Origin of the sequence: Streptomyces sp. 5-10, from assembly GCF_014712245.1 — a bacterium.
GTDB classification, from domain to species: Bacteria; Actinomycetota; Actinomycetes; order Streptomycetales; family Streptomycetaceae; genus Streptomyces; species Streptomyces violaceusniger.
The window spans coordinates 218138-237189 of record NZ_JACVYG010000002.1 but is presented as its reverse complement, the minus strand read 5'-3'; the positions used below and the strand labels follow the sequence as shown (position 1 = coordinate 237189).

General features: G+C 72.2%; 17 protein-coding genes and 3 tRNA genes. 11 read left to right on the top strand and 9 right to left on the bottom strand.

What is annotated here, in order from left to right:
- Positions 1–36 precede the first annotated feature (36 nt).
- Entirely contained in the window at positions 37–360 is a 324-nt protein-coding gene (gene cutA / locus IEJ02_RS03465; RefSeq protein ID WP_020871507.1) for a divalent-cation tolerance protein CutA, read from the top strand.
- A gap of 145 nt (positions 361–505) precedes the next feature.
- Here the strand turns inward: cutA and IEJ02_RS03460 are convergent, their stop codons facing one another.
- On the bottom strand, positions 506–1189 hold the full coding sequence (locus tag IEJ02_RS03460) for a SanA/YdcF family protein (RefSeq protein WP_191063301.1): 684 nt from the start codon (positions 1187–1189) through the stop codon (positions 506–508).
- Between the two features lie 76 nt (positions 1190–1265).
- On the bottom strand, positions 1266–1940 hold the full coding sequence (locus tag IEJ02_RS03455) for a Uma2 family endonuclease (protein ID WP_223863298.1): 675 nt from the start codon (positions 1938–1940) through the stop codon (positions 1266–1268).
- 154 nt (positions 1941–2094) lie between these two features.
- Here IEJ02_RS03455 and IEJ02_RS03450 point away from each other — a divergent pair, with 154 nt between their 5' ends.
- Entirely contained in the window at positions 2095–3084 is a 990-nt protein-coding gene (locus tag IEJ02_RS03450) for an adenosine deaminase (RefSeq protein WP_191063300.1), read from the top strand.
- 10 nt (positions 3085–3094) lie between these two features.
- Here IEJ02_RS03450 and IEJ02_RS03445 read toward each other — a convergent pair whose 3' ends face one another.
- Positions 3095–5491 (bottom strand): molybdopterin oxidoreductase family protein, encoded by a 2397-nt coding sequence (locus IEJ02_RS03445; RefSeq protein WP_191063299.1) that lies wholly within the window; start codon positions 5489–5491, stop codon positions 3095–3097.
- A gap of 160 nt (positions 5492–5651) precedes the next feature.
- On the opposite strand from IEJ02_RS03445, the gene IEJ02_RS03440 reads away from it, so the two are divergent.
- The 5 genes from IEJ02_RS03440 (at position 5652) to IEJ02_RS03420 (ending at position 13308) form a co-directional block, all read left to right on the top strand.
- Positions 5652–6584: a sirohydrochlorin chelatase gene (locus tag IEJ02_RS03440; RefSeq protein ID WP_370466953.1), complete on the top strand. Its 933-nt coding sequence runs from the start codon at positions 5652–5654 to the stop codon at positions 6582–6584.
- Positions 6581–8014, top strand: coding sequence for a deoxyguanosinetriphosphate triphosphohydrolase (locus IEJ02_RS03435; protein ID WP_223863297.1), 1434 nt, complete (start codon positions 6581–6583; stop codon positions 8012–8014). The genes IEJ02_RS03440 and IEJ02_RS03435 overlap by 4 nt, the downstream gene beginning before the upstream one ends.
- A 254-nt stretch (positions 8015–8268) precedes the next feature.
- On the top strand, positions 8269–9564 hold the full coding sequence (locus IEJ02_RS03430; RefSeq protein WP_191063298.1) for an NAD(P)/FAD-dependent oxidoreductase: 1296 nt from the start codon (positions 8269–8271) through the stop codon (positions 9562–9564).
- A 75-nt stretch (positions 9565–9639) separates the two neighbouring features.
- Positions 9640–11643 carry a DNA primase gene (gene dnaG / locus IEJ02_RS03425; protein ID WP_191063297.1) on the top strand — a complete coding sequence of 668 codons (2004 nt, stop codon included), beginning with the start codon at positions 9640–9642 and terminating at the stop codon, positions 11641–11643.
- 306 nt (positions 11644–11949) lie between these two features.
- Positions 11950–13308, top strand: coding sequence for an RNA polymerase sigma factor (locus IEJ02_RS03420; RefSeq protein WP_370466957.1), 1359 nt, complete (start codon positions 11950–11952; stop codon positions 13306–13308).
- Between the two features lie 31 nt (positions 13309–13339).
- Here the strand turns inward: IEJ02_RS03420 and IEJ02_RS03415 are convergent, their stop codons facing one another.
- Both IEJ02_RS03415 and IEJ02_RS03410 read right to left on the bottom strand, forming a co-directional pair.
- Positions 13340–14890, bottom strand: a complete 1551-nt coding sequence (locus IEJ02_RS03415) for an FGGY family carbohydrate kinase (RefSeq protein ID WP_191063295.1) — start codon at positions 14888–14890, stop codon at positions 13340–13342.
- A 25-nt stretch (positions 14891–14915) separates the two neighbouring features.
- Positions 14916–15185 carry a YtxH domain-containing protein gene (locus IEJ02_RS03410; RefSeq protein WP_137980718.1) on the bottom strand — a complete coding sequence of 90 codons (270 nt, stop codon included), beginning with the start codon at positions 15183–15185 and terminating at the stop codon, positions 14916–14918.
- Positions 15186–15442: 257 nt separating this feature from the next.
- On the opposite strand from IEJ02_RS03410, the gene IEJ02_RS03405 reads away from it, so the two are divergent.
- The 3 genes from IEJ02_RS03405 (at position 15443) to IEJ02_RS03395 (ending at position 15836) form a co-directional block, all read left to right on the top strand.
- Positions 15443–15515: transfer RNA gene (locus IEJ02_RS03405), tRNA-Asn, on the top strand.
- Positions 15516–15520: 5 nt separating this feature from the next.
- A tRNA-Asn gene (locus IEJ02_RS03400) sits at positions 15521–15593 on the top strand.
- A gap of 166 nt (positions 15594–15759) precedes the next feature.
- A tRNA-Ile gene (locus tag IEJ02_RS03395) sits at positions 15760–15836 on the top strand.
- 228 nt (positions 15837–16064) lie between these two features.
- Here the strand turns inward: IEJ02_RS03395 and IEJ02_RS03390 are convergent.
- The 4 genes from IEJ02_RS03390 to IEJ02_RS03375 form a co-directional block, all read right to left on the bottom strand.
- Positions 16065–16832 carry a hypothetical protein gene (locus IEJ02_RS03390; RefSeq protein ID WP_191063294.1) on the bottom strand — a complete coding sequence of 256 codons (768 nt, stop codon included), beginning with the start codon at positions 16830–16832 and terminating at the stop codon, positions 16065–16067.
- Positions 16829–17254, bottom strand: coding sequence for a hypothetical protein (locus IEJ02_RS03385; RefSeq protein ID WP_191063454.1), 426 nt, complete (start codon positions 17252–17254; stop codon positions 16829–16831). Before IEJ02_RS03385 ends, IEJ02_RS03390 begins: the two co-directional genes overlap by 4 nt.
- A gap of 234 nt (positions 17255–17488) precedes the next feature.
- Positions 17489–18142 (bottom strand): class I SAM-dependent methyltransferase, encoded by a 654-nt coding sequence (locus IEJ02_RS03380; RefSeq protein ID WP_191063293.1) that lies wholly within the window; start codon positions 18140–18142, stop codon positions 17489–17491.
- 82 nt (positions 18143–18224) lie between these two features.
- Positions 18225–18518, bottom strand: a complete 294-nt coding sequence (locus IEJ02_RS03375; RefSeq protein ID WP_191063292.1) for a putative quinol monooxygenase — start codon at positions 18516–18518, stop codon at positions 18225–18227.
- 199 nt (positions 18519–18717) lie between these two features.
- On the opposite strand from IEJ02_RS03375, the gene IEJ02_RS03370 reads away from it, so the two are divergent.
- Positions 18718–18942, top strand: a complete 225-nt coding sequence (locus IEJ02_RS03370) for a hypothetical protein (RefSeq protein WP_137977833.1) — start codon at positions 18718–18720, stop codon at positions 18940–18942.
- Positions 18943–19052: the final 110 nt, after the last annotated feature.

Sequence of the window (19052 nt, the reverse complement as noted above, 5' to 3'; positions counted from 1 at the left end):
TGCAATCGCCGTCCCGTTGAGAGAGGTACCGCAGCAGTGGCCGACTACCTGACCGTACTGACCACCACCGACACCCCCGAGAAGGCCGAGGCGCTGGCCCGCGGGGCGATCGAGGCCCGGCTGGCGGCCTGTGCGCAGATCAGCCAGCCCGTGACATCCGTGTACCGGTGGGAGGGGGAGGTCGAGACGGCGGCCGAGTGGCAGGTGCTGTTCAAGACCACCGCCGCGCGCTACGACGAGTTGGAGGCGCATATCCGCGAGGCGCACGACTACGAGACCCCCGAGGTCATCGCGACGCCCATCGTGAACGGCAGCGAGGACTACCTGGCGTGGGTGGTGTCGGAGACGACGATCGGCTGACCGGCGATCGGCTGACGGCGGTCGAGGGCCGGGGTGTGGGGTTCGCCCTTGGGCCCCGGGGTCTGGGGCGGAGCCCCAGTTGCGGGAAGGGGCGGGGAGGGGAAAGCGTCGATGTGCGGCTCCGCCGCGTGGCCCGCCGCAGGCGTCACGGTCCCCGGTCCGCCAGCGCCTCCTCGATCCCCCGCTCCCGTGGCCCCAGGAAACGCGGATCCGGCTCGAACGCCGCGTCCAGAGCCGCCTTTCCCGCCGCCACGACTTCCCGCGTGCCGCCGAAGTACCAGGTCACATCGTGCGGCTCGTCGACCGCGACCCCGTACGCGTCGATCCCCGCCGCCCCGCACAGCGCCAGCGCCCGGCGGACATGGAACCCCTGGCTCACCAGCACCGCCTTGCGTACCCCGAAGACCCGCCGGGCCCGGCTGCAGGAGTCCCAGGTGTCGAACCCCGCGAAGTCGCTCACGATCCGCCGGTCCGGGACCCCGCGCTTGACCAGATACGCGCGCATCGCGTCCGGCTCGTCGTAGTCATGGCGGCTGTTGTCCCCCGTGACCAGCAGCGCACGGACCCTGCCGTCCTCGTAGAGCCGTACGGCGGCGTCCAGCCGGTGCGCCAGATACGGCGACGGCTCCCCGTTCCACAGCCCCGCCCCGAAGACCACCCCGACCGGGGCCGAGGGCACATCGGCGACGGTACGGACCCGGTCGTCCGTGCTCAGCCGCAGCCAGGTCGCGGGCAGCAGGGCCAGTACGCAGACGAGGACGCTCCCCCGCACCAGCCGCCGCCACCCCCGCCGCGTCTCCGGCAACCGCCCCCGCACCCACCCCAGCATGCGCTCCCCCTGTCCGCCTCACCGAATCCGGTCGCGCTGTGTGACGCCAGGGAGGGGGGTGGCGGTTGCCTCGGAATCACTCGGTGGTTTTCTCCTCTTCGGGCTTCTCGGTCTCCAAGAAGAAGTTCGTGTCGAGCTCGAAGTCGAACGGCGCGGGGATGGGCAGCGGCTTGCCGAACGGGACGGTCATCCGCGCGTGGTATCCGCGGTCCGACGGGGCCCAGAAGGCCGTGATCTCGTCGGCCTGCATGTCGACCACGAGGTAGACCGGCACATGGCGACCGTAGACCTCAAGCTTCTCCTGCCAGTCGACATCCCGGGTGGAGACGGACGTGAACTCGGCGACGAGGGACAGCGCCTCGCTGTCGGCATGCCGTCCCCCGACGCCCCGGAAAGCCTCGCCATCCGCGATGAACAGGTCCGGACCGAATGCCCGCTGGGCGGAGGGGAACGTGAAGAGGAAGGGCGAGGTCTCGGCGATGTGCCCCTTGGGCGCATGGGGTTCCAGCCGCAGCCGAAGTTCCCGCATGGGCCACAGGTATGGCAGCCCCGACCACGGCGACACGACGATCTTCCCCCTGATGAGCTCGGCCTTGTAGCCGTCCGGCGTATCCAGTTCTTCGGTGGTGTGAAGCAGTTCCTCGAACTCCGTTCGGGGCTCCTTTCGGCGCTCCGTTCGGGGTTCCTCAGCTGCCGGCGCGTTCTCTGTGGTCATCGGCCGCTCCAATATCGCGGTCACCGTGTCCTCCAACTGCTACGGAGCGTACTGTCCCGCTCACCGTAGCGACGGCCCCCCGGCGGTATCCGTCTTCCGTTCGCATTACCCCCACAAGGGTGACGCATCCGCTCCCACATAGCCTTGACCAGTCGTCCCGCACCACCGAAACCAGCAGGTGATCCACGCCATGCCCCCGATCCCCACCGCAGAGCTCCATCTCCATATCGAGGGCACCCTGGAGCCCGATCTGGCCTTCGCGCTCGCCGAGCGCAATGGGGTCGAGCTGCCGTTCGCCACCCAGGAGGAGCTGCGGGCCGCGTACTCCTTCGGCGACCTCCAGGACTTCCTGGACCTCTACTACGCGCTGATGACCGTGCTGCGCACCGAGGACGACTTCGCCGACCTCACGAACGCGTATCTGGTCCGCGCCCGTGAGCAGGGCGTACGGCATGCGGAGATCTTCTTCGACCCGCAGGCGCACACCGCGCGCGGCGTGGAGATCGACACGGTCATCCGCGGGATCGGCCGCGCGCTGGACGCCGCGCCGCGCGCGTACGGCATCACCACGCGCCTGATCATGTGCTTCCTGCGCGACGAGAGCGCCGAGTCGGCCCTGGCCACCTTCGAGGCGGCCCGCCCCCACCTGGACCGGATCGCCGCCGTCGGCCTGGACTCGGCGGAGGTCGGGAACCCGCCGTCGAAGTTCCGCGAGGTGTACGCGCTGGCGCGGCAGGCCGGGCTGAAGTGCGTCGCGCACGCGGGGGAGGAGGGGCCGCCCGCGTATGTGTGGGAGGCGCTCGACGTCCTCGGCGTGGACCGCGTCGACCACGGGGTGCGGAGCCTGGAGGACGAGGCGCTGGTGGCCCGGCTGGTCGCGGACCGGACCCCGCTGACCGTCTGCCCCCTGTCGAACGTCCGGCTGCGCGTCGTGGACCGCCTCGAGGACCATCCGCTGCCCGCGATGCTGGACGCCGGTCTGCTGGTGACGGTCAACTCCGACGACCCCGCCTACTTCGGCGGCTACGCGGGCGACAACTACACCGCCGTCCGGGACGCGCTCGGCCTCGACGAGGCCACCCTGCGCACCCTGGCCCGCAACTCCTTCCAGGCCGCCTTCCTCGACGAGGAGACGCGGGCGGCGTATCTGAAGGAGGTCGAGAGCTGGAGCGGGCGCTGACCGGAAGCGGTCAGCCCTCGGCCAGCTCCAGCCGCACCGCGCACACCTTGAACTCCGGCATCCGCGACACCGGATCCAGCGCCGGGTTCGTCACCGTGTTGGCCCGCCCCGGCCCCGCCCAGTGGAACGGCATGAACACCGTGTCCGGCCGGATGTCCCGGCTGATACGGGCCGGGGCCACGGCGCGGCCGCGCCGGGAGACCACCGCGATCGACGCGCCCTCGTCCGCGCCCAGCCGCTCGGCGAGCAGCGGGTGGAGCTGGACGTAGGGGCCGGGCGCGGCCTCGTTGAGCTCGCCGACGCGCCGGGTCTGGGCGCCCGACTGGTACTGGGCCAGCACCCGGCCCGTCGTCAGCAGCACCGGATACTCCGCGTCCGGCTCCTCGGCGGCCGGGCGATGGCTGACGGGCACGAAGCGGGCCCGGCCGTCGTCGGTGGCGAAGCGGTCGAGGAAGAGGCGGGGCGTACCGGGGTGCGGGCGGGGACTCGGGCTCACGGAGTCGGCCGCGCGTACGGAGGCGGTCCCCTCCGCGCCCAGGGTCCCCTCCGCGCCCAGGGAGTCGTCCTCCGCGCCCCCGGCGTCCTTCGCGCCCTCGGCGTCCTTCGCGCCGTCCGAGTCGGTCGCGCCGTCCGAGTTGGCCGCGCCGTCCGAGTCGGTCGCGCGTACGGGGTCGGCCTCCTCGGCGTCGTCCCCCTCCACCCTCTCCGGGCACGGCCAGAACACCCCGTCCTCCTCCGCGATCCTCCGGTACGTGATGCCCGAGTAGTCCGCCGCGCCCCCGGCCGAGGCCCGTCGCAGCTCCTCGAAGACCTCCTCCGCGTCCGCCGGGAACCCCTTCTCCCAGCCCAGCCGGGCCGCGAGCCCGCTCAGCACCCACAGGTCCGTCCGGACGCCCGGCGGCGGGGTGAGGGCCGCGCGGCGGAGGAGGACCCGGCCCTCCAGGTTGGTCATGGTCCCGGTCTCCTCGGCCCACTGGGCCACCGGCAGCACCACATCGGCGAGCGCGGCGGTCTCCGAGAGCACGACGTCCGCGACCGCCAGGAAGTCCAGCGACCGCAGCCGGGACTCCACATGGGCCGCGCGCGGGGCGGAGACCAGCGGGTTGGAGCCCATCAGCAGCAGCGCCCGGACGTCCCGTCCGAGGGCGTCCAGGAGTTCGTACGCGCTGCGCCCCGGTCCGGGCAGGTCGTCGGGCTCGACGCCCCAGACGGCCGCCACATGGGCGCGCGCGGCCGGGTCGTCCAGCTTGCGGTAGCCGGGCAGCTGATCGGCCTTCTGGCCGTGTTCGCGGCCGCCCTGGCCGTTGCCCTGGCCGGTCAGGCAGCCGTAGCCGGACAGCGGGCGGCCCGCGCGGCCGGTGGCCAGGCACAGGTTGATCCACGCGCCCACGGTGTCGGTGCCCTTGGACTGCTGCTCGGGCCCCCGGGCCGTCAGCACCATCGAGCTCTCGGCGTCACAGAACATCGTGACGGCCTTACGGAGCTCAGGAACGGGGACGCCCGTGATCCGCTCCACCAGCTCCGGCCAGTGGGCCATCGCGGCGGCCCGCGCCTCGGGCCAGCCGCTGGTGCGCCGTGCGACGAACTCCTCGTCCACCCGGCCCTCCGCGACCACCAGGTGCAGCAGCCCCAGCGCGAGCGCGAGATCGGTGCCGGGGCGCGGCGCCAGGTGCAGATCCGCCTGCTCGGCCGTACGGGTCCGCCGGGGATCGACCACGATCAGCCGGCCGCCCGCCTCCTTCAGCTCGGTCAGATAGCGCAGCGCGGGCGGCATGGTCTCGGCCAGGTTCGAGCCGACGAGGATGACGCATCCGGTGCGGGACACGTCCGCCAGCGGGAACGGCAGCCCGCGGTCAAGACCGAAGGCCCGCTGATGGGCGGCGGCGGCCGAGGACATGCAGAACCGGCCGTTGTAGTCGATCTGTGAGGTGCCGAGCACCACCCGGGCGAACTTCCCCAGCGCGTACGCCTTCTCGTTCGTCAGCCCGCCGCCGCCGAAGACGCCCACCGCGTCGCGGCCGTAGGCCCGGCCGGTGGACTCCAGGCCCTCGGCGATCCGGTCGAGGGCCTCCTCCCAGGTGGCCGGCTCGAGCCGGCCGGTGTCAGGGCGGCGGACCAGCGGCTCGGTCAGGCGCACCCGGGAGGAGAGCACGGCGGGCGCGGTGCGGCCCTTACCGCACAGCGCGCCACGGTTGACGGGGAACGCGGTGCGCTCGACGACCTCGACACCGCCCGGACGGCCGTCCGTCCCGCCACCGGGTCCGTCCGTCCCGCCACCGGGTCCGCCCGGCATCACGGGGCGCAGCGCCATACCGCACTGCAGCGAACAGTAAGGGCAGTGCGTATCGACGGGGGCGGGGTCGGGGGAGGAGGGGGAGTGCTCCCCGGGAACCGGAACGTGCGCCATGCGAAGCAGCGTGCTACGGCTGTGTTACAGCACGCGTCACCTCCCATTACGCCTGCGGGAAGCGGACCTCAGCGCGGCGCCGGGCGGCCGGTGAAGTCGACGCAATCACCTGTGACGGCCACGCAACGGCGGTGCAATCCGCCGCTGCCAGGCTCTCGCCATGACGCCGCAGCCCGCTCCTCCCGGTCCACCCGGCACTCCCGGCCCTCCCAGTACACCCGGCCCTCATGGCACTCAGGGCCCCGACGGCACGGCGGACTTCGACAGCGCCCAGCGGATCATGGCCCGGTTCACCGTCCAGCTCACCACCCAGCTCGACCGGCTGGGCCACCACGGCATCCGCCGGGGTGGCCACGGGCGCCCGCCGACGCTCGTCGCCGTCGCCCACGGCAGCCGGGACCCCGAGGCGCTGCGCACCGTGCACGCCCTCCTGGACCGCGTCCGCGCGCTCCGCCCCGGACTCCCCGTACGCCTCGGCCATATCGAGCTCAACCGGCCGCTGCTGAGCGACACACTGGCGGCGCTGCGCGGTGAGGCCGTGCTCGTCCCGCTGCTGCTGAGCCGCGGCCACCACATCAAACAGGACATCCCGGCGGCCGTCGCCGCCGCGCCCCACCTCACCGCCCGGATCGCCGCCCCGCTCGGCCCGGACCCGCTGCTCGCCGAGGCACTGGACGCCCGGCTGGCGGAGGCGGGCCGCCGCGCCGCGGCTCCGCACCGGGCGGGCGGCGTCGTCCTCGCCGCCGCGGGCTCCCGCGACCCGGACGCGGCCCTCGACACGGCCCGTACCGCCGCCCTGCTCAGCGCCCGGCTCGGCGGGGCGCCCGTGCTGCCCGGCTACGCCTCCGGCTCCGGCCCCACCGTGCCCGAGGCCGTACGCGCCCTGGCCGCGCTCGGCCACGACCGGATCGCGGTCGCCTCGTACTTCACCGCGCCCGGCCGCTTCGCGACCCAGTGCGCGAGCGTCGCCCCCGGCCCCGCGGCCGCTCCGCTCGGCGCCCATCCGGCGGTGGCGCGTCTCGTACTGCGCCGTTACGAACAGGCGCTGGCCTCTGCGCCCTTGTCACACCCGGCGGCTACCGTCGGTGTATGAGCCCCAGCGCACCACCTGAACCCGAACCCGAACCGGATCGGGCCGACACGGCCGGTGTCCCTTCGACGGGCGCCGCCTCGACGGGCGCCGCCTCGGCCGGCGCCGCCTCCATCGGTGCCTCCGAGGCCGACCCCCGCCGCGTCCCCGGCTATGCCGCGGCGGACCTCGAGCGCTGGGCGCCCGAGCCCGACAAGCGGCCGGGCCGGACCGCCTTCCAGCGGGACCGGGCGCGGGTGCTGCACTCCGCCGCGCTGCGCAGACTGGCCGGGAAGACCCAGGTGGTGCCCGCCGCACCGGCCGCCGACCCCGGACCGGCCGGGCGTGCCCCGGCCTTCGACGCCACGCCCCGCACCCGGCTGACCCACTCCCTGGAGTGCGCCCAGGTGGGCCGAGAGCTGGGGGCCGCCCTCGGCTGTGACCCGGATCTGGTGGAGACGGCCTGTCTCGCCCACGACCTCGGCCATCCGCCGTTCGGGCACAACGGCGAGCGGGTGCTCAACGGGATCGCCGAACCCTGCGGCGGCTTCGAGGGGAACGCGCAGTCGCTGCGGCTGCTGGCCCGGCTGGAGCCGAAGCGTTTCGTACCCGACCGGGTCACCGGCGAGCCGCTGAGCGTCGGGCTCAACCTCACCCGCGCCGCGCTGGACGCCGCCACCAAGTACCCCTGGCCCCGCGGCGGCCATCCGCACAGCCCCCGCTCCCCGAAGTTCGGGGTCTACGAGGACGACGTCCCGATCTTCGAGTGGTACCGGCAGGGCGCCCCCGAGGGCCGTACGACGTTCGAGGCCCAGGTCATGGACTGGTCCGACGATGTCGCCTACTCCGTCCACGACGTCGAGGACGGGCTGCACGCGGGCCATCTGAACCCCGCGAGCCTGCTCGCCGAGCCCGAGCGCCGCGAGGTCTTCGCCGTCGCCGCCGACCGCTACGCCCCGGGGGCCGAGCCCGACGAGCTGGCCGAGGCGCTGGACCGGCTGCTGGGCCAGGAGTGGTGGCCGCACGGCTACGACGGCTCGTCCGTCGCCCAGGCCCGCCTCAAGGACGCCACCAGCCAGCTCATCGGCCGCTTCTGCCTGGCCGCCGAGGGCGCCACCCGCGCGGCGTACGGCACGGGCCGCTTCACCCGGTACCACGCCGAGCTGGTCGTGCCCCGCGCCACCCGACTGGAGTGCGCGGTCCTCAAGGCGGTCGCCGACCGGTATGTGATCCAGCGCGCCGACCAGGAGCTGGTCCGGGCCGATCAGCGCGTGGTCATCGCCGAGCTGGGCGAGGCCCTGATCGCCCGCGCGCCTGACGGGCTGGACCCCCAGTTCCGGGCGCTCTTCGACGCGGCCGGGGACGACCGGGGCCGGCTGCGGGCGATCGTCGACCAGATCGCCTCCCTGACCGACACCTCGGCCCGGGGGCTCCACGCCCGGCTCACCGGTTGACGCCGCCCGCCGGGTACGTCCGCCGGATACGGCTCCCGCGCACACAGACGGCCTACCGGCCCTTCCGGACGCACGCGTGGTGCGGGAGGCTCCCCTGTGACACAGCTTTCGGTACATCTTCCCGGTGCCTCTCCCGGCAGGGCATTCTCGGCCCAGCTTTTAGGACGGTTTCGGAACGCACGACCTGACACGACCGGGGTAAGGCACTCATAGAGGAACTGCTCGGCACTGCTCGGCAGCGAGGAGGACAACAAGTGGTCGACGCACACCAGACATTCGTCATCGTCGGAGGGGGCCTGGCCGGGGCGAAAGCCGCGGAAACCCTTCGATCGGAGGGTTTCACCGGGCGGGTGATCCTCATCTGTGACGAGCGCGACCACCCCTATGAACGGCCCCCGCTCTCCAAGGGCTTCCTCACCGGCAGCCAGGAGCGCGACAGCGTCTTCGTCCACGAGCCCGCCTGGTACGCCCAGGCCGATATCGAGCTCCACCTCGGCCTGCCCGCCGTCCACCTGGACCGCGCCGCCAAGGCCGTGACCCTGGGCGACGGCACCCGGGTCCACTACGACCGGCTGCTGCTGGCCACCGGCGCCGAGCCGCGCCGCCTCGACATCCCCGGCACCGACCTGGCCGGGGTCCACCATCTGCGCCGGCTGGCCCACGCCGAGCGGCTCAAGGGCGTCCTCACCACCCTCGGCCGGGACAACGGCCAGCTGGTCATCGCGGGCGCGGGCTGGATCGGCCTCGAGGTCGCGGCCGCCGCCCGCGGCTACGGCGCCGAGGTGACGATCGTCGAGCCCGAGCCCACCCCGCTGCACCCCGTCCTCGGCCCCGAGCTGGGCGCCCTCTTCGCCGACCTCCACGGTGAGCACGGCGTCCGCTTCCACTTCGGCGCCCGCCTTACCGAGATCACCGGCCAGGACGGCATGGTGCTGGCCGCCCTCACCGACGACGGCGAGGAGCACCCCGCCCACAGCGTGCTGGCCGCCATCGGCGCCGCCCCGCGCACCGCCCTCGCCGAGGCCGCGGGCCTTGAGGTGGTGGACCGCGCGGCGGGCGGCGGCATCGCGGTCGACACCGCGCTGCGCACCAGCGACCCGGACATCTTCGCGGCGGGCGACGTGGCCTCCGCCCCGCTCGCGTTCCTCGAGGGCACCCCCGTACGGGCCGCGCTCCCGCCGAGCGCCCGGCTGCGCGTCGAGCACTGGGCCAACGCCCTGAACGGCGGCCCGGCGGCGGCCCGCGCCATGCTCGGCCAGGACGTCGCGTACGACCGGGTGCCGTACTTCTTCTCCGACCAGTACGACGTCGGCCTGGAGTACTCCGGTTACGCCCCGCCCGGCAGTTACGACCAGGTGCTGGTGCGCGGCGACGTCGGCAAGCGGCAGTTCATCGCCTTCTGGCTGAACGACGGCCGCCTGCTCGCGGGCATGAACGTCAACGTCTGGGACGTCACCGAATCGATCCAACGGCTCATCCGTGGCGGCCGGCAGCTCGACCCGGCGGCCCTGGCCGACCCGGCCGTCCCGCTCACCTCGCTGCTCCCGTAGCGCCCCGAGCAGGTATTCGCCGGGGTCCGGCAGGCGGCGGACGGCCGTGTCGGACCCCGGCCGTAGAATTCGGGCGTGGCAGGCAGGATCAACGATGACGACGTGAAGGCGGTGCGGGCAGCGGTCCCGATCGACGCCGTCGTATCCGAATACCTCCAGCTGCGGAACGCGGGGGGTGGCAATCTCAAGGGCCTGTGCCCCTTCCACGATGAGAAGACCCCGTCCTTCCAGGTCAGCCCCAGCAAGGGGCTCTACTACTGCTTCGGCTGCCAGGAGGGCGGCGACACGGTCGACTTCATCATGAAGATCGACCACCTCTCCTTCGCCGAGACCATCGAGCGGCTGGCCTCCCAGTCCGGGATCACCCTGCGCTACGAGGAGGGCGGCTACACCCCCGGCCGCCAGCAGGGCGAGCGCACCCGGCTGGTCGAGGCCCACAAGGCCGCCGCGCAGTTCTACGTGGAGCAGCTGGAGCGCCCCGAGGCGGAGATCGGCCGCACCTTCCTGGCCCAGCGCGGCTTCGACCAGGCCGCGGCGCAGCACTTCGGCGTGGGCTACAGCCCGGCCGGCTGGGACCACCTCGTCCGCTATCTGCGCGGCCGCGGCTTCACCGACAAGGAGCTGATCGTCTCCGGGCTCGCCCAGGAGGGCCGCCGCGGTCCGATCGACCGCTTCCGGGGCCGGCTGATGTGGCCGATCCGGGACATCGCCGGTGAGGTCGTCGGCTTCGGCGCCCGGAAGCTCCGCGACGACGACAACGGCCCGAAGTACCTCAACACCCCCGAGACCCCGCTCTACCGCAAGTCCCAGGTCCTCTACGGCATCGACCTCGCCAAGAAGGACATCGCCAAGTCCAGCCGCGCGGTGGTGGTCGAGGGCTATACGGACGTCATGGCCTGCCATCTCGCGGGCGTCACCACCGCCATCGCCACCTGCGGCACCTCCTTCGGCGGCGACCACATCAAGATCCTCCGACGGCTGCTGATGGACAACGCGGGCGCGGAGGTCGTCTTCACCTTCGACGGCGACGCGGCCGGGCAGAAGGCGGCCCTGCGCGCCTTCGAGGACGACCAGCGGTTCGCCGCCGAGACCTCCATCGCGATCACGCCCGACGGGATGGACCCGTGCGAACTCCGTCTGGCCCGTGGCGACGAGGCCGTGGCGGACCTGGTCGAGAGCCGCACTCCGCTGTTCGCGTTCGCGCTGAAATCGATCGTCTCCCGCTACAACCTGGACACCGAGGAGGGCCGTATCGCTGCGGTCGACGAGGCGGTGCCGGTCGTCGCGGCGATCAAGAACCCCGGGCTGCGGGACCGCTATGCGATCCGGCTGATCGGGATGGTCGGCATCGCCACCCAGGCGGAGGAGCAGTCGATCATCCGCCGGGTGCGCGGGCTGGCCCGCAGCAGGCAGAACGGCGGCCCGGGCGGCCCGGAGCACGGTGGCCGTGGCGATCAGCGGGGCGGCGGCGGTCCGGGCGGGGCCCGGTACGGCGGCCGCGGTGACCAGCGCGGCGGGGGCCCGGGCGGTCCTGGCGGGCCCGGTGGCCCGCACGGGGGTCCCGGCGCCGCGGGCGCGCCGCCGGTCCCGCGCGGACCGGCCCTGAATCTGCGCAGCCCCGCCCATCGCGTCGAGCGCGAGCTGCTCAAGCTGGCGCTGCAACACCCCCATCTGGTCTCCCCGGCCTTCGACGCCTACGGCATCGACGAGTTCACCGCCCCGCCCTACGCGGCGGTGCGCCGCGCCATCGAGGACGCGGGCGGCGCGGCCGCCGCGGACGACGACTATCTCGCCCGGGTCCGGGAGGCGGCGCCCGACGACACGGTCCGGGCGATGGTCACCGAGCTCGCCGTCGAGCCGCCGCACACCCGCCGCGACCCGGACGAGGCGTACGCGGGAGTGCAGTTGGTGGCCGTCCGGCTGGCCGCGGTGAACCACCGCGTGGCCGAGGTGCGCGGCGCCCTCCAGCGCCTGGGGCCGCACGCCGACCCCGCCCACCTCGCCGCCGTGCAGAACGAGCTGTGGGTGCTCCAGCAGTACGGCCAGTCCCTCCGGGACCGGGGCGCGGCGGCGCTGTAGGACGAGCGGGGGCGCTCAGGGCGGGCGACTCAGGGCGGCTCAGGGCGACACAAGGCGGCTCAGGGAGGCGGGGGCGGCCGGGGGCGGCGAGGGCGGCCGCGGCCCGTAGAGGGGTTCCGGCCAGCACGTTCGTGCCCCGGCGGACGGGCCCGGCGGCTCGCTGTAGTCGCCGGGTAGTCGTACGGTCACGGGCCGCTGAGCAAAAAGTGCCCGCACGCCCCTCGTGGCGGGCCTGTGTCGTACTCCACACTGGGATGCGGTGCCTGAGTCCTCGGAGCGCGGCGGTGTTGGCCGGGTAGGGCCGGAATCCCCCGCAGAGTCGCTCAAGATGTACGGGACGGACGGCGGCGCGGCCGCCGTGCCGTACCCGATCGTTCTGCCCCCTCAGCAGCGATCACCCTGGAGGTCGCCCCCGTGCAGACCCAGACCCTCACCGACGCGGCCCTCGCGGCGCACCCCCTGTCCCCCCACTCGCCCCGCGCCACGGCGGTAGCGCCGGCCATGCCCGAGGACTCGGCGGACCTCGCCCCGGAAGGCGCACCGGATACCGGCCAGGACGCCGCGCCGGACCCCATGGCCGAGCTCGCCCCCGGCACCGTCCCGGCCCCCGCGCCCGACGCCGCCGCCCCCGAAGCGGAACCCACCGAGGCCGTAGAGCCCACCGAGGCCGTAGAGCCCGCCGAGCCTGTCGACTCGGTCGAGGCCGTGGAGCCCGTCGAACCGATCGAGCCGCCCGCCCGGGCCGACACCAGCGGCCCCTCCGCCGACCTCTTCCGCCAGTACCTCCGCGAGATCGGGCGGATACCGCTGCTCTCCGCGGCCGAGGAGGTCGAGCTGGCCCGCCGGGTCGAGGCGGGCCTCTTCGCCGAGGAGAAGCTCGGCAACGCCCCCGACCTCGACACCCAACTCGCCCTGGACCTCGACCGGTTGGTGGTCCTGGGCCGGATGGCCAAGCGCCGGCTGATCGAGGCCAACCTCCGCCTCGTCGTCTCCGTCGCCAAGCGCTACGTCGGCCGCGGCCTGACCATGCTCGACCTGGTCCAGGAGGGCAACCTCGGCCTGATCCGCGCGGTCGAGAAGTTCGACTACGCCCGCGGCTACAAGTTCTCGACGTACGCCACCTGGTGGATCCGCCAGGCCATGTCCCGTGCCCTGGCCGACCAGGCCCGGACGATCCGGGTCCCGGTGCATGTCGTCGAGCTGATCAACCGGGTGGTCCGGGTCCAGCGCCGGATGCTCCAGGAGCGCGGCTACGAACCCACCCCCGAGGAGGTCGCCGCCCATCTCGACCTGCTCCCGGAGCGGGTGAGCGAGGTGCTGCGGCTGGCCCAGGAGCCGGTGTCGCTCCACGCGCCGGTGGGCGAGGAGGACGATGTCGCCCTCGGCGACCTCATCGAGGACGGCGACGCGGCCTCACCCGTGGAGTCCGCGGCCTTCCTGCTGCTCCGCGAGCACCTGGAGGCCGTGCTGTCGACGCTCGGCGAGCGCGAACGCAAGGTGGTGCAGCTGCGGTACGGACTGGCCGACGGCCGCCCGCGCACGCTGGAGGAGATCGGCCGGATCTTCGGGGTGACGCGGGAGCGGATCCGCCAGATCGAGTCGAAGACGCTCAACAAGCTCCGCGACCACGCCTTCGCCGATCAGCTGCGGGGCTATCTGGACTAGCGCCGCCGACCCCGCCGAGGCGGCCCGGGCCTCACGGGGCCTCGTACCCACCGGCCTCGTACCCACCGGCCTCATACGCGCCAACCTCATACCCACCGGCCGCCGCATGGCCCGCGGCCTCCTGATCGCCGGCCCCGGGCTCGAACGCGCCCGGCTCGAACGCCCCGGGGTGGATCTGCTCCCGCACCGCCACGTACTGCTGCCGCACCGACTGCCCCACCGGCAGGTCCTCGCCCGGCTCGAAGACCTGGCTCGCCGCGGCCGGCCAGCGCGGCGGCTCATGCGGCGAGAGGGTGCCGTGCGAGACGCCCAGCGCCCACGCGGCCTGGCGGGCCGCGCCCAGTGCGGCGTAGTCGGCGGGCTGGGGCACCACGACCCGCGCGCCCAGCACCGCGGGCGCGATCGCGCGGACGGCCTGGAGGTCGGCCGCGGGCCCGAGCAGGAAGACGCGCCGCACCTGGACGCCGCGCCCGCGCAGCACGTCCAGCGCGTCCGCGAGCCCGCACAGCATCCCCTCGAACGCGGCCCTCGCCAGATGTTCGGGCTTCATCGACTCGCGCCGCAGCCCGGTCAGCGTCCCGGCCGTGTGCGGCAGGTGCGGGGTCCGCTCGCCCTCCAGATACGGCAGCAGCACCAGCCCGTACGAACCCGGGGTGGACTTCATCGCGAGCGCGGAGAGCCCCTCGAGATCCGTGCCGAGCAATTCCGCCGTACCGCGTAGGGCCCGTACCGCGTTGAGCGTATGCACCACCGGCAGATGCATGCCGGTGGCGTCTGCGTACGACAGGATCGTGCCGGTCGGATCGGCCAGCGCCTCATGGTGGACGGAGAAGACCGAGCCGGAGGCGCCCAGGGAGATCACCGCGTCGCCGACCCCGACCCCGAGCCCGAAGGCGGCGGCCATGGTCTCGCCCGTACCGGCGGAGATCAGCAGCCCCTCGGGGGTGTGCCCGGCGGCGTCGGCCGGGCCGATCACCTCCGGCAGCCGCACCTGGTGACCGAGGGCCAGCTGGACCAGATCGGGGCGCCAGGACCCGCTCGCCGCCGACCAGTAGCCGCTGCTGGAGGCCGTACCGCGGTCGGTCGTACGCCGCGCAGGGCGTCCCAGCAGCTGCCACACCAGCCAGTCGTGCGGCTGCATCAGCTCGGCCACGCGGTGCGCCGCGTCCGGCTCGTTCCGCGTCAGCCAGCGCAGCTTGGCCACCGGCTGCGAGGCGGTCGGCACGGCGCCGACCGCCTGGGCCCACGCGGTGCGGCCGCCGAGCGCCTCGGTGAGGTCGGCGGCCGCGGACTGGGCGCGCTTGTCGTTGCCCACCAGCGCGGGGCGCACCAGCACCCCGCCCGCGTCCAGCGCCAGCAGCCCGTGCTGCTGCGCCGAGACGCCGATGGCCTGGACCCCCTCGAGCAGCCCGCCCTCGGCGGCCTCGCCGAGGGACATCAGCCACGCCTGCGGGTCCACATCGCCGCTGCCGCCGACCGGATGCGGGGCGTACCCCTGTTTGATCACGGCACCCGTATCGGTGTCACAGACGACGATTCGTGTGCTCTCGGACGAACTGTCCAACCCGGCGACTATCCCCATGGATCAGATCATGCCACCGCCGGGTCTAGGTGTTGCTGGTGCCCCAGTCGTCCTCGCCCACCGCGCGGGGCTCGCGCTGCCCGATCTTCTCGCGCAGCGGCCGGACCTTGTCCAGCGCCCGCACGGCGGCATGCCGGCCTCCTTGCGCGGCCGATTCGGCGGTATTGCGGACGGCCGGGTTCCGTGCGAACTTCTGCGCGCACGCGCGCAACTGCTCGTACCGCTCGCGGCCGGCCCGCGTGCCCAGCACGTAACCCACAGCCATCCCGGTGATGAACGTCAGCCGGTAGCGCATCGACCTGCCCTTCTCGCTGTCCTTCACATCTGGACCCCGGGTCGTGCCGCACGTCTACCCGCCCGTGCCGCAGATCACCCAGGATCGCCGAGAAGATCATCCCTGGATCGGCCGAGGATCGCCCGGGGATCGCCCGAGGGCGGACGCGGCGAACCGATTGGCGGAGCACCCCCCTGCTTGCGCTAATGTATGTGTCGCAGCGAGCGCACGCCGTCCGGGAGATCCGGTCGGGGTCACGGTCGCGGCACACGGAGCAATCCCCTGTAGCTCAATTGGCAGAGCAGCCGGCTGTTAACCGGCAGGTTACTGGTTCGAGTCCAGTCGGGGGAGCTCGGTCCCCTGTAGCTCAATTGGCAGAGCATTCGGCTGTTAACCGGAGGGTTACTGGTTCGAGTCCAGTCGGGGGAGCAGGGAGGAGGACCCCGCACCGGGGTCCTTTTTCATTTCCGGCCCCCTCCGGACGTGATCTACGTCATGATCGCAGCCAGGGGGCCCGGCCCTCCGAAGCAGCAGATCGTATGAGCGGCTATGCTGCGGCAGACGGCGCGCGCAGATGTGTACGACACGCCGTTACGGGGCGGTAGCTCAGCCGGTTAGAGCAGCGGACTCATAATCCGTCGGCCGTGGGTTCGAGTCCCACCCGCCCCACCAGGGCACTACGCGGGCAGACCCATCCTGACCTGCGAAGACACAAGAACGGGAGTCGCCGCGCTGACGCGGGGGCTCCCGTTCATCCGTTCAGACCAAGATCCAGGGGACACGCAGGGGCCCGGAGGGTCCCGCTCGGGGCACGATGTCGACGTCTGAGCAGGGTCGGGGACCGGCAGAGCGTCTGCCGCCGCGCCGGTCCCCGGTCCTCCTCAGGGCGTGCGTCCGCTGTCAGCGGGCAGCGTTCCACACCGTGATGTGGCCGGCGTAGTTCCCGCTGTCCTCGTCGAACGCTCCTGCGGTGACCGCGGCGATGCGTCCCTTCCTGGACTTGACGCAGTATCGCTGACCAGCAGCGATCGGCAAGGTCTCCGAGCCTTGTGTAGTGATCAGCTCCGAGCACTGTTGCCGCGTCGGCTTCGCGGTTCCGTCCCAGCGGGCGACAGTCGGTTTGGTTGTGAAGAATCCACCCCCGACTCCGAATATCTCGTCTTCGCGGACATCGCCGGTCTGGTCGTAATGGATCCAGAAGCTGGCTCCGGTATTGCTCGACAGCACGGACGGTGGATCCGAGTCGAGGTTGATGTAGGTCAGTCTCATCCCGCCCGACCACAAAGGGGTGTCTGCCCGCGGACTGGGCGACTCGGTAGACTTTGGCGCGTTGGTCGATGGCGCGGCGGACGCCGGGGTGGGTGTGCCGTGGGACTGGTCGTGGGACTGTGCGGAGTCGCTGGGGCGTGGTGATCGTCGGCTCTCTGTATCACCTGCCGTCGATGACCCGGCGAACTTGACCACCAGCACCGCGACGACGGCGACCAACACGCCACTGACGAGCACCATGATCTGATTCACCGGGTAGTGATGGTGATGTTCAGTGTGCTGGTCGATCTGCTGGTCGCGACCCGCTTGATTGACTTGTCCGTGCCCGGACGCACGTCCATGGCTGCGAACCGAGCTCTTGGGGTGTTTTCCTTGCCCTTCTGGCTGCGGACGGCTCATCGCTCGGTGATGTGCTGGTCGCGACCTGCCTGGTAAACGCGGCCCTTTCCCGTCGAGCGGGCGGTCATACGAACCTCTCCGACATCCGCGCTCCTGCCCGAGGGCGCCGGGTTCAGTTCGTCCAGGAGCTCACGAAGCGTGGCGGCGATGTCGGGTCTGTCCACGAGCAGGCGTCGCACGCGCCCCTGCCATTCCGCACGCAGTTCCGCCTCGGACAGCTCATCACCGTTCTCACGGGCAGCGAGCAGGTCCGCACGCCCGGCTTCGAGTTCGGCCCCGACGGTTTCGGCGCGTTCGGGATGAACGCGCCGCCACAACGCGACGAATCCATCCCGCGTCTGGTTCCAGGTATCTGTTGCCATCGCACCGACGAGCGCCGCTCCAGCTGTGCGCGCCAAGTCCATGGCCATCTCCGGGCCCATCATGCCCCCTGTCTCCCTAGCGCTACGTTGCACAGTTGACATAGTCAATGAGAGATAGTAAGGCGTTTCCGCCTTACGAGGGGCGGAAGTTGACTTGGACGTCGCCGCATGTGGCGTGCTCGGTAGTCCGGGCTGGTGCTGATCGTGGAACGCTTGGTGCCGGACGAGTTGTACGACCTGTTCCGGGTAGCCATCACGGGCCACACCTGGCGGCAGCTGCCGCCGGTCAGCCTGCTATTCCGGTTTGCGAGCCATGAAGCTGGCGATCGTTCCCTTGATCCCTTCGCCGGGCGCTTGCACTAGTCGCGCGGTGACAACCAGCCCGGCGTCCTCCAGCAGTTCGGAGATTCGATCCGCCGGCAGCCGGTAGGACTCGAAGTGCGCCGGGTGGTTCCCATAGGCAAGGGTCCGACGCAGGTGCTCAGCCTTCCCAACGCGGCAGACGAGCATCAGGCGGCCCCCAGGCGCCAGGGTGCGGTGGAACTCGGCGAACACGACCGGCAGCAACTCCGGGGGCGTGTGGTGAGTGGAGTAGTACGCCAGAATGCCGCCCAGCTCGTCGTCGCCGATCTCCAACGCCGTCATAGAGCCCACTGCGAACCGCAGGTTCGGATGAGCCTCCCGGGCCAGTTCGATCATCTTCGGCGACACATCGATACCGAATGCCGAGAGCCCCAGCTCCGTCAGGTGCGCTGTCACCTTGCCAGGACCACACCCCACGTCCGCGACCGGTCCGCGCCCGGTTGCCCGCACGAGTTCAGCGAACGCGGCCAGCATCGCGCGCGACAGCGGATCCAGTTCGGCAGGGGCCTTGACGCTTGCCGCGTAGTCGGCGGCCACGGTGTCGTACGACTCCCGGACCGCGGCGAGGTAGGGGGTGTCAGTCACCCCGCAAACCTAGTCGCAGGTTCACCGAGGACGCGCGGGAATCTGCCAACCCTCATGGTGGCGACGTCTCCGGCGGAGTCCATCAGTCGAAGGGCGGCCCGGTATGCGAGATCTCGTGCTTGAGTACCTGGTCGTCCTTGATGTCGACGGATACGGAGGGGCGCGGGGCCACCGCACGGAAGGCGTCGAGGGCCTCCTGCGACTCCCAGTGCTCGAAGTTGTTCACGCGGCCCGGCTCGATCGGGTCGGGCGAGATGGACAAGTCGAGGCAGCCCGGGCGGCTGCGGGCCGCCTCCACGATGGGGCGGTGCCCCTCGATGAAGCGGTCCCTGTCCTTGGGATCCACGTACAACTTACCGGCAACGATCAGCGACATGCCGCTCTTCCCTTTCTCTGGGTTCCCGTATATGGACTTCCGGCATCCGTGAAACTCATCGCCCGACATGGTCAGCGGCTTGGGCAGCTTGCGGCCTCAAGGCGGTCGCGTTCTCACCTGCCGGACGGCTGCTGGCGAGCGCCAGTGCCGGGCAGGAGCCGACGGCTACGGGTCCGCCCTGGCCTCCTACACTCACGGCATGGACAACAACACGTGCACCCATTGCGGCACCGTCGGCCTGGCGGAAGGTTTCATCGAGGACGCCGGCGAGCACTCGCGTGGGTACGCGCGCTGGATCGAGGGCGCGATGGAGCGGGGATTTTTCGGGGGTGCCAAGCGGACGGGCCGGCCCCGGCGGCAGATAGTGGCGTACCGCTGCCCCGAGTGCGGGCACCTCGAGCTGTTCGCGACCGGCGAGGTGTAGCCGGTCCTCGTTGCCCCGGACGCACGGACACCCGGACGCCCGGACGCCCGGACGCACGGACACCCGGACGCACGGACACCCGGACGCACGGACACCCGGACGCACGGACA

What these genes read in the sequence shown, in the direction of transcription:
- IEJ02_RS03410 (WP_137980718.1), bottom strand. Translation starts at nt 15,185, where the DNA reads ATGCGCTACCGGCTGACGTTCATCACCGGGATGGCTGTGGGTTACGTG.
- IEJ02_RS03440 (WP_370466953.1), top strand. Translation starts at nt 5,652, where the DNA reads ATGACGCCGCAGCCCGCTCCTCCCGGTCCACCCGGCACTCCCGGCCCT.
- IEJ02_RS03445 (WP_191063299.1), bottom strand. Translation starts at nt 5,491, where the DNA reads ATGGCGCACGTTCCGGTTCCCGGGGAGCACTCCCCCTCCTCCCCCGAC.
- IEJ02_RS03460 (WP_191063301.1), bottom strand. Translation starts at nt 1,189, where the DNA reads ATGCTGGGGTGGGTGCGGGGGCGGTTGCCGGAGACGCGGCGGGGGTGG.
- IEJ02_RS03435 (WP_223863297.1), top strand. Translation starts at nt 6,581, where the DNA reads ATGAGCCCCAGCGCACCACCTGAACCCGAACCCGAACCGGATCGGGCC.
- IEJ02_RS03385 (WP_191063454.1), bottom strand. Translation starts at nt 17,254, where the DNA reads ATGGGCCCGGAGATGGCCATGGACTTGGCGCGCACAGCTGGAGCGGCG.
- IEJ02_RS03390 (WP_191063294.1), bottom strand. Translation starts at nt 16,832, where the DNA reads ATGAGCCGTCCGCAGCCAGAAGGGCAAGGAAAACACCCCAAGAGCTCG.
- IEJ02_RS03415 (WP_191063295.1), bottom strand. Translation starts at nt 14,890, where the DNA reads ATGGGGATAGTCGCCGGGTTGGACAGTTCGTCCGAGAGCACACGAATC.
- IEJ02_RS03375 (WP_191063292.1), bottom strand. Translation starts at nt 18,518, where the DNA reads ATGTCGCTGATCGTTGCCGGTAAGTTGTACGTGGATCCCAAGGACAGG.
- IEJ02_RS03450 (WP_191063300.1), top strand. Translation starts at nt 2,095, where the DNA reads ATGCCCCCGATCCCCACCGCAGAGCTCCATCTCCATATCGAGGGCACC.
- IEJ02_RS03370 (WP_137977833.1), top strand. Translation starts at nt 18,718, where the DNA reads ATGGACAACAACACGTGCACCCATTGCGGCACCGTCGGCCTGGCGGAA.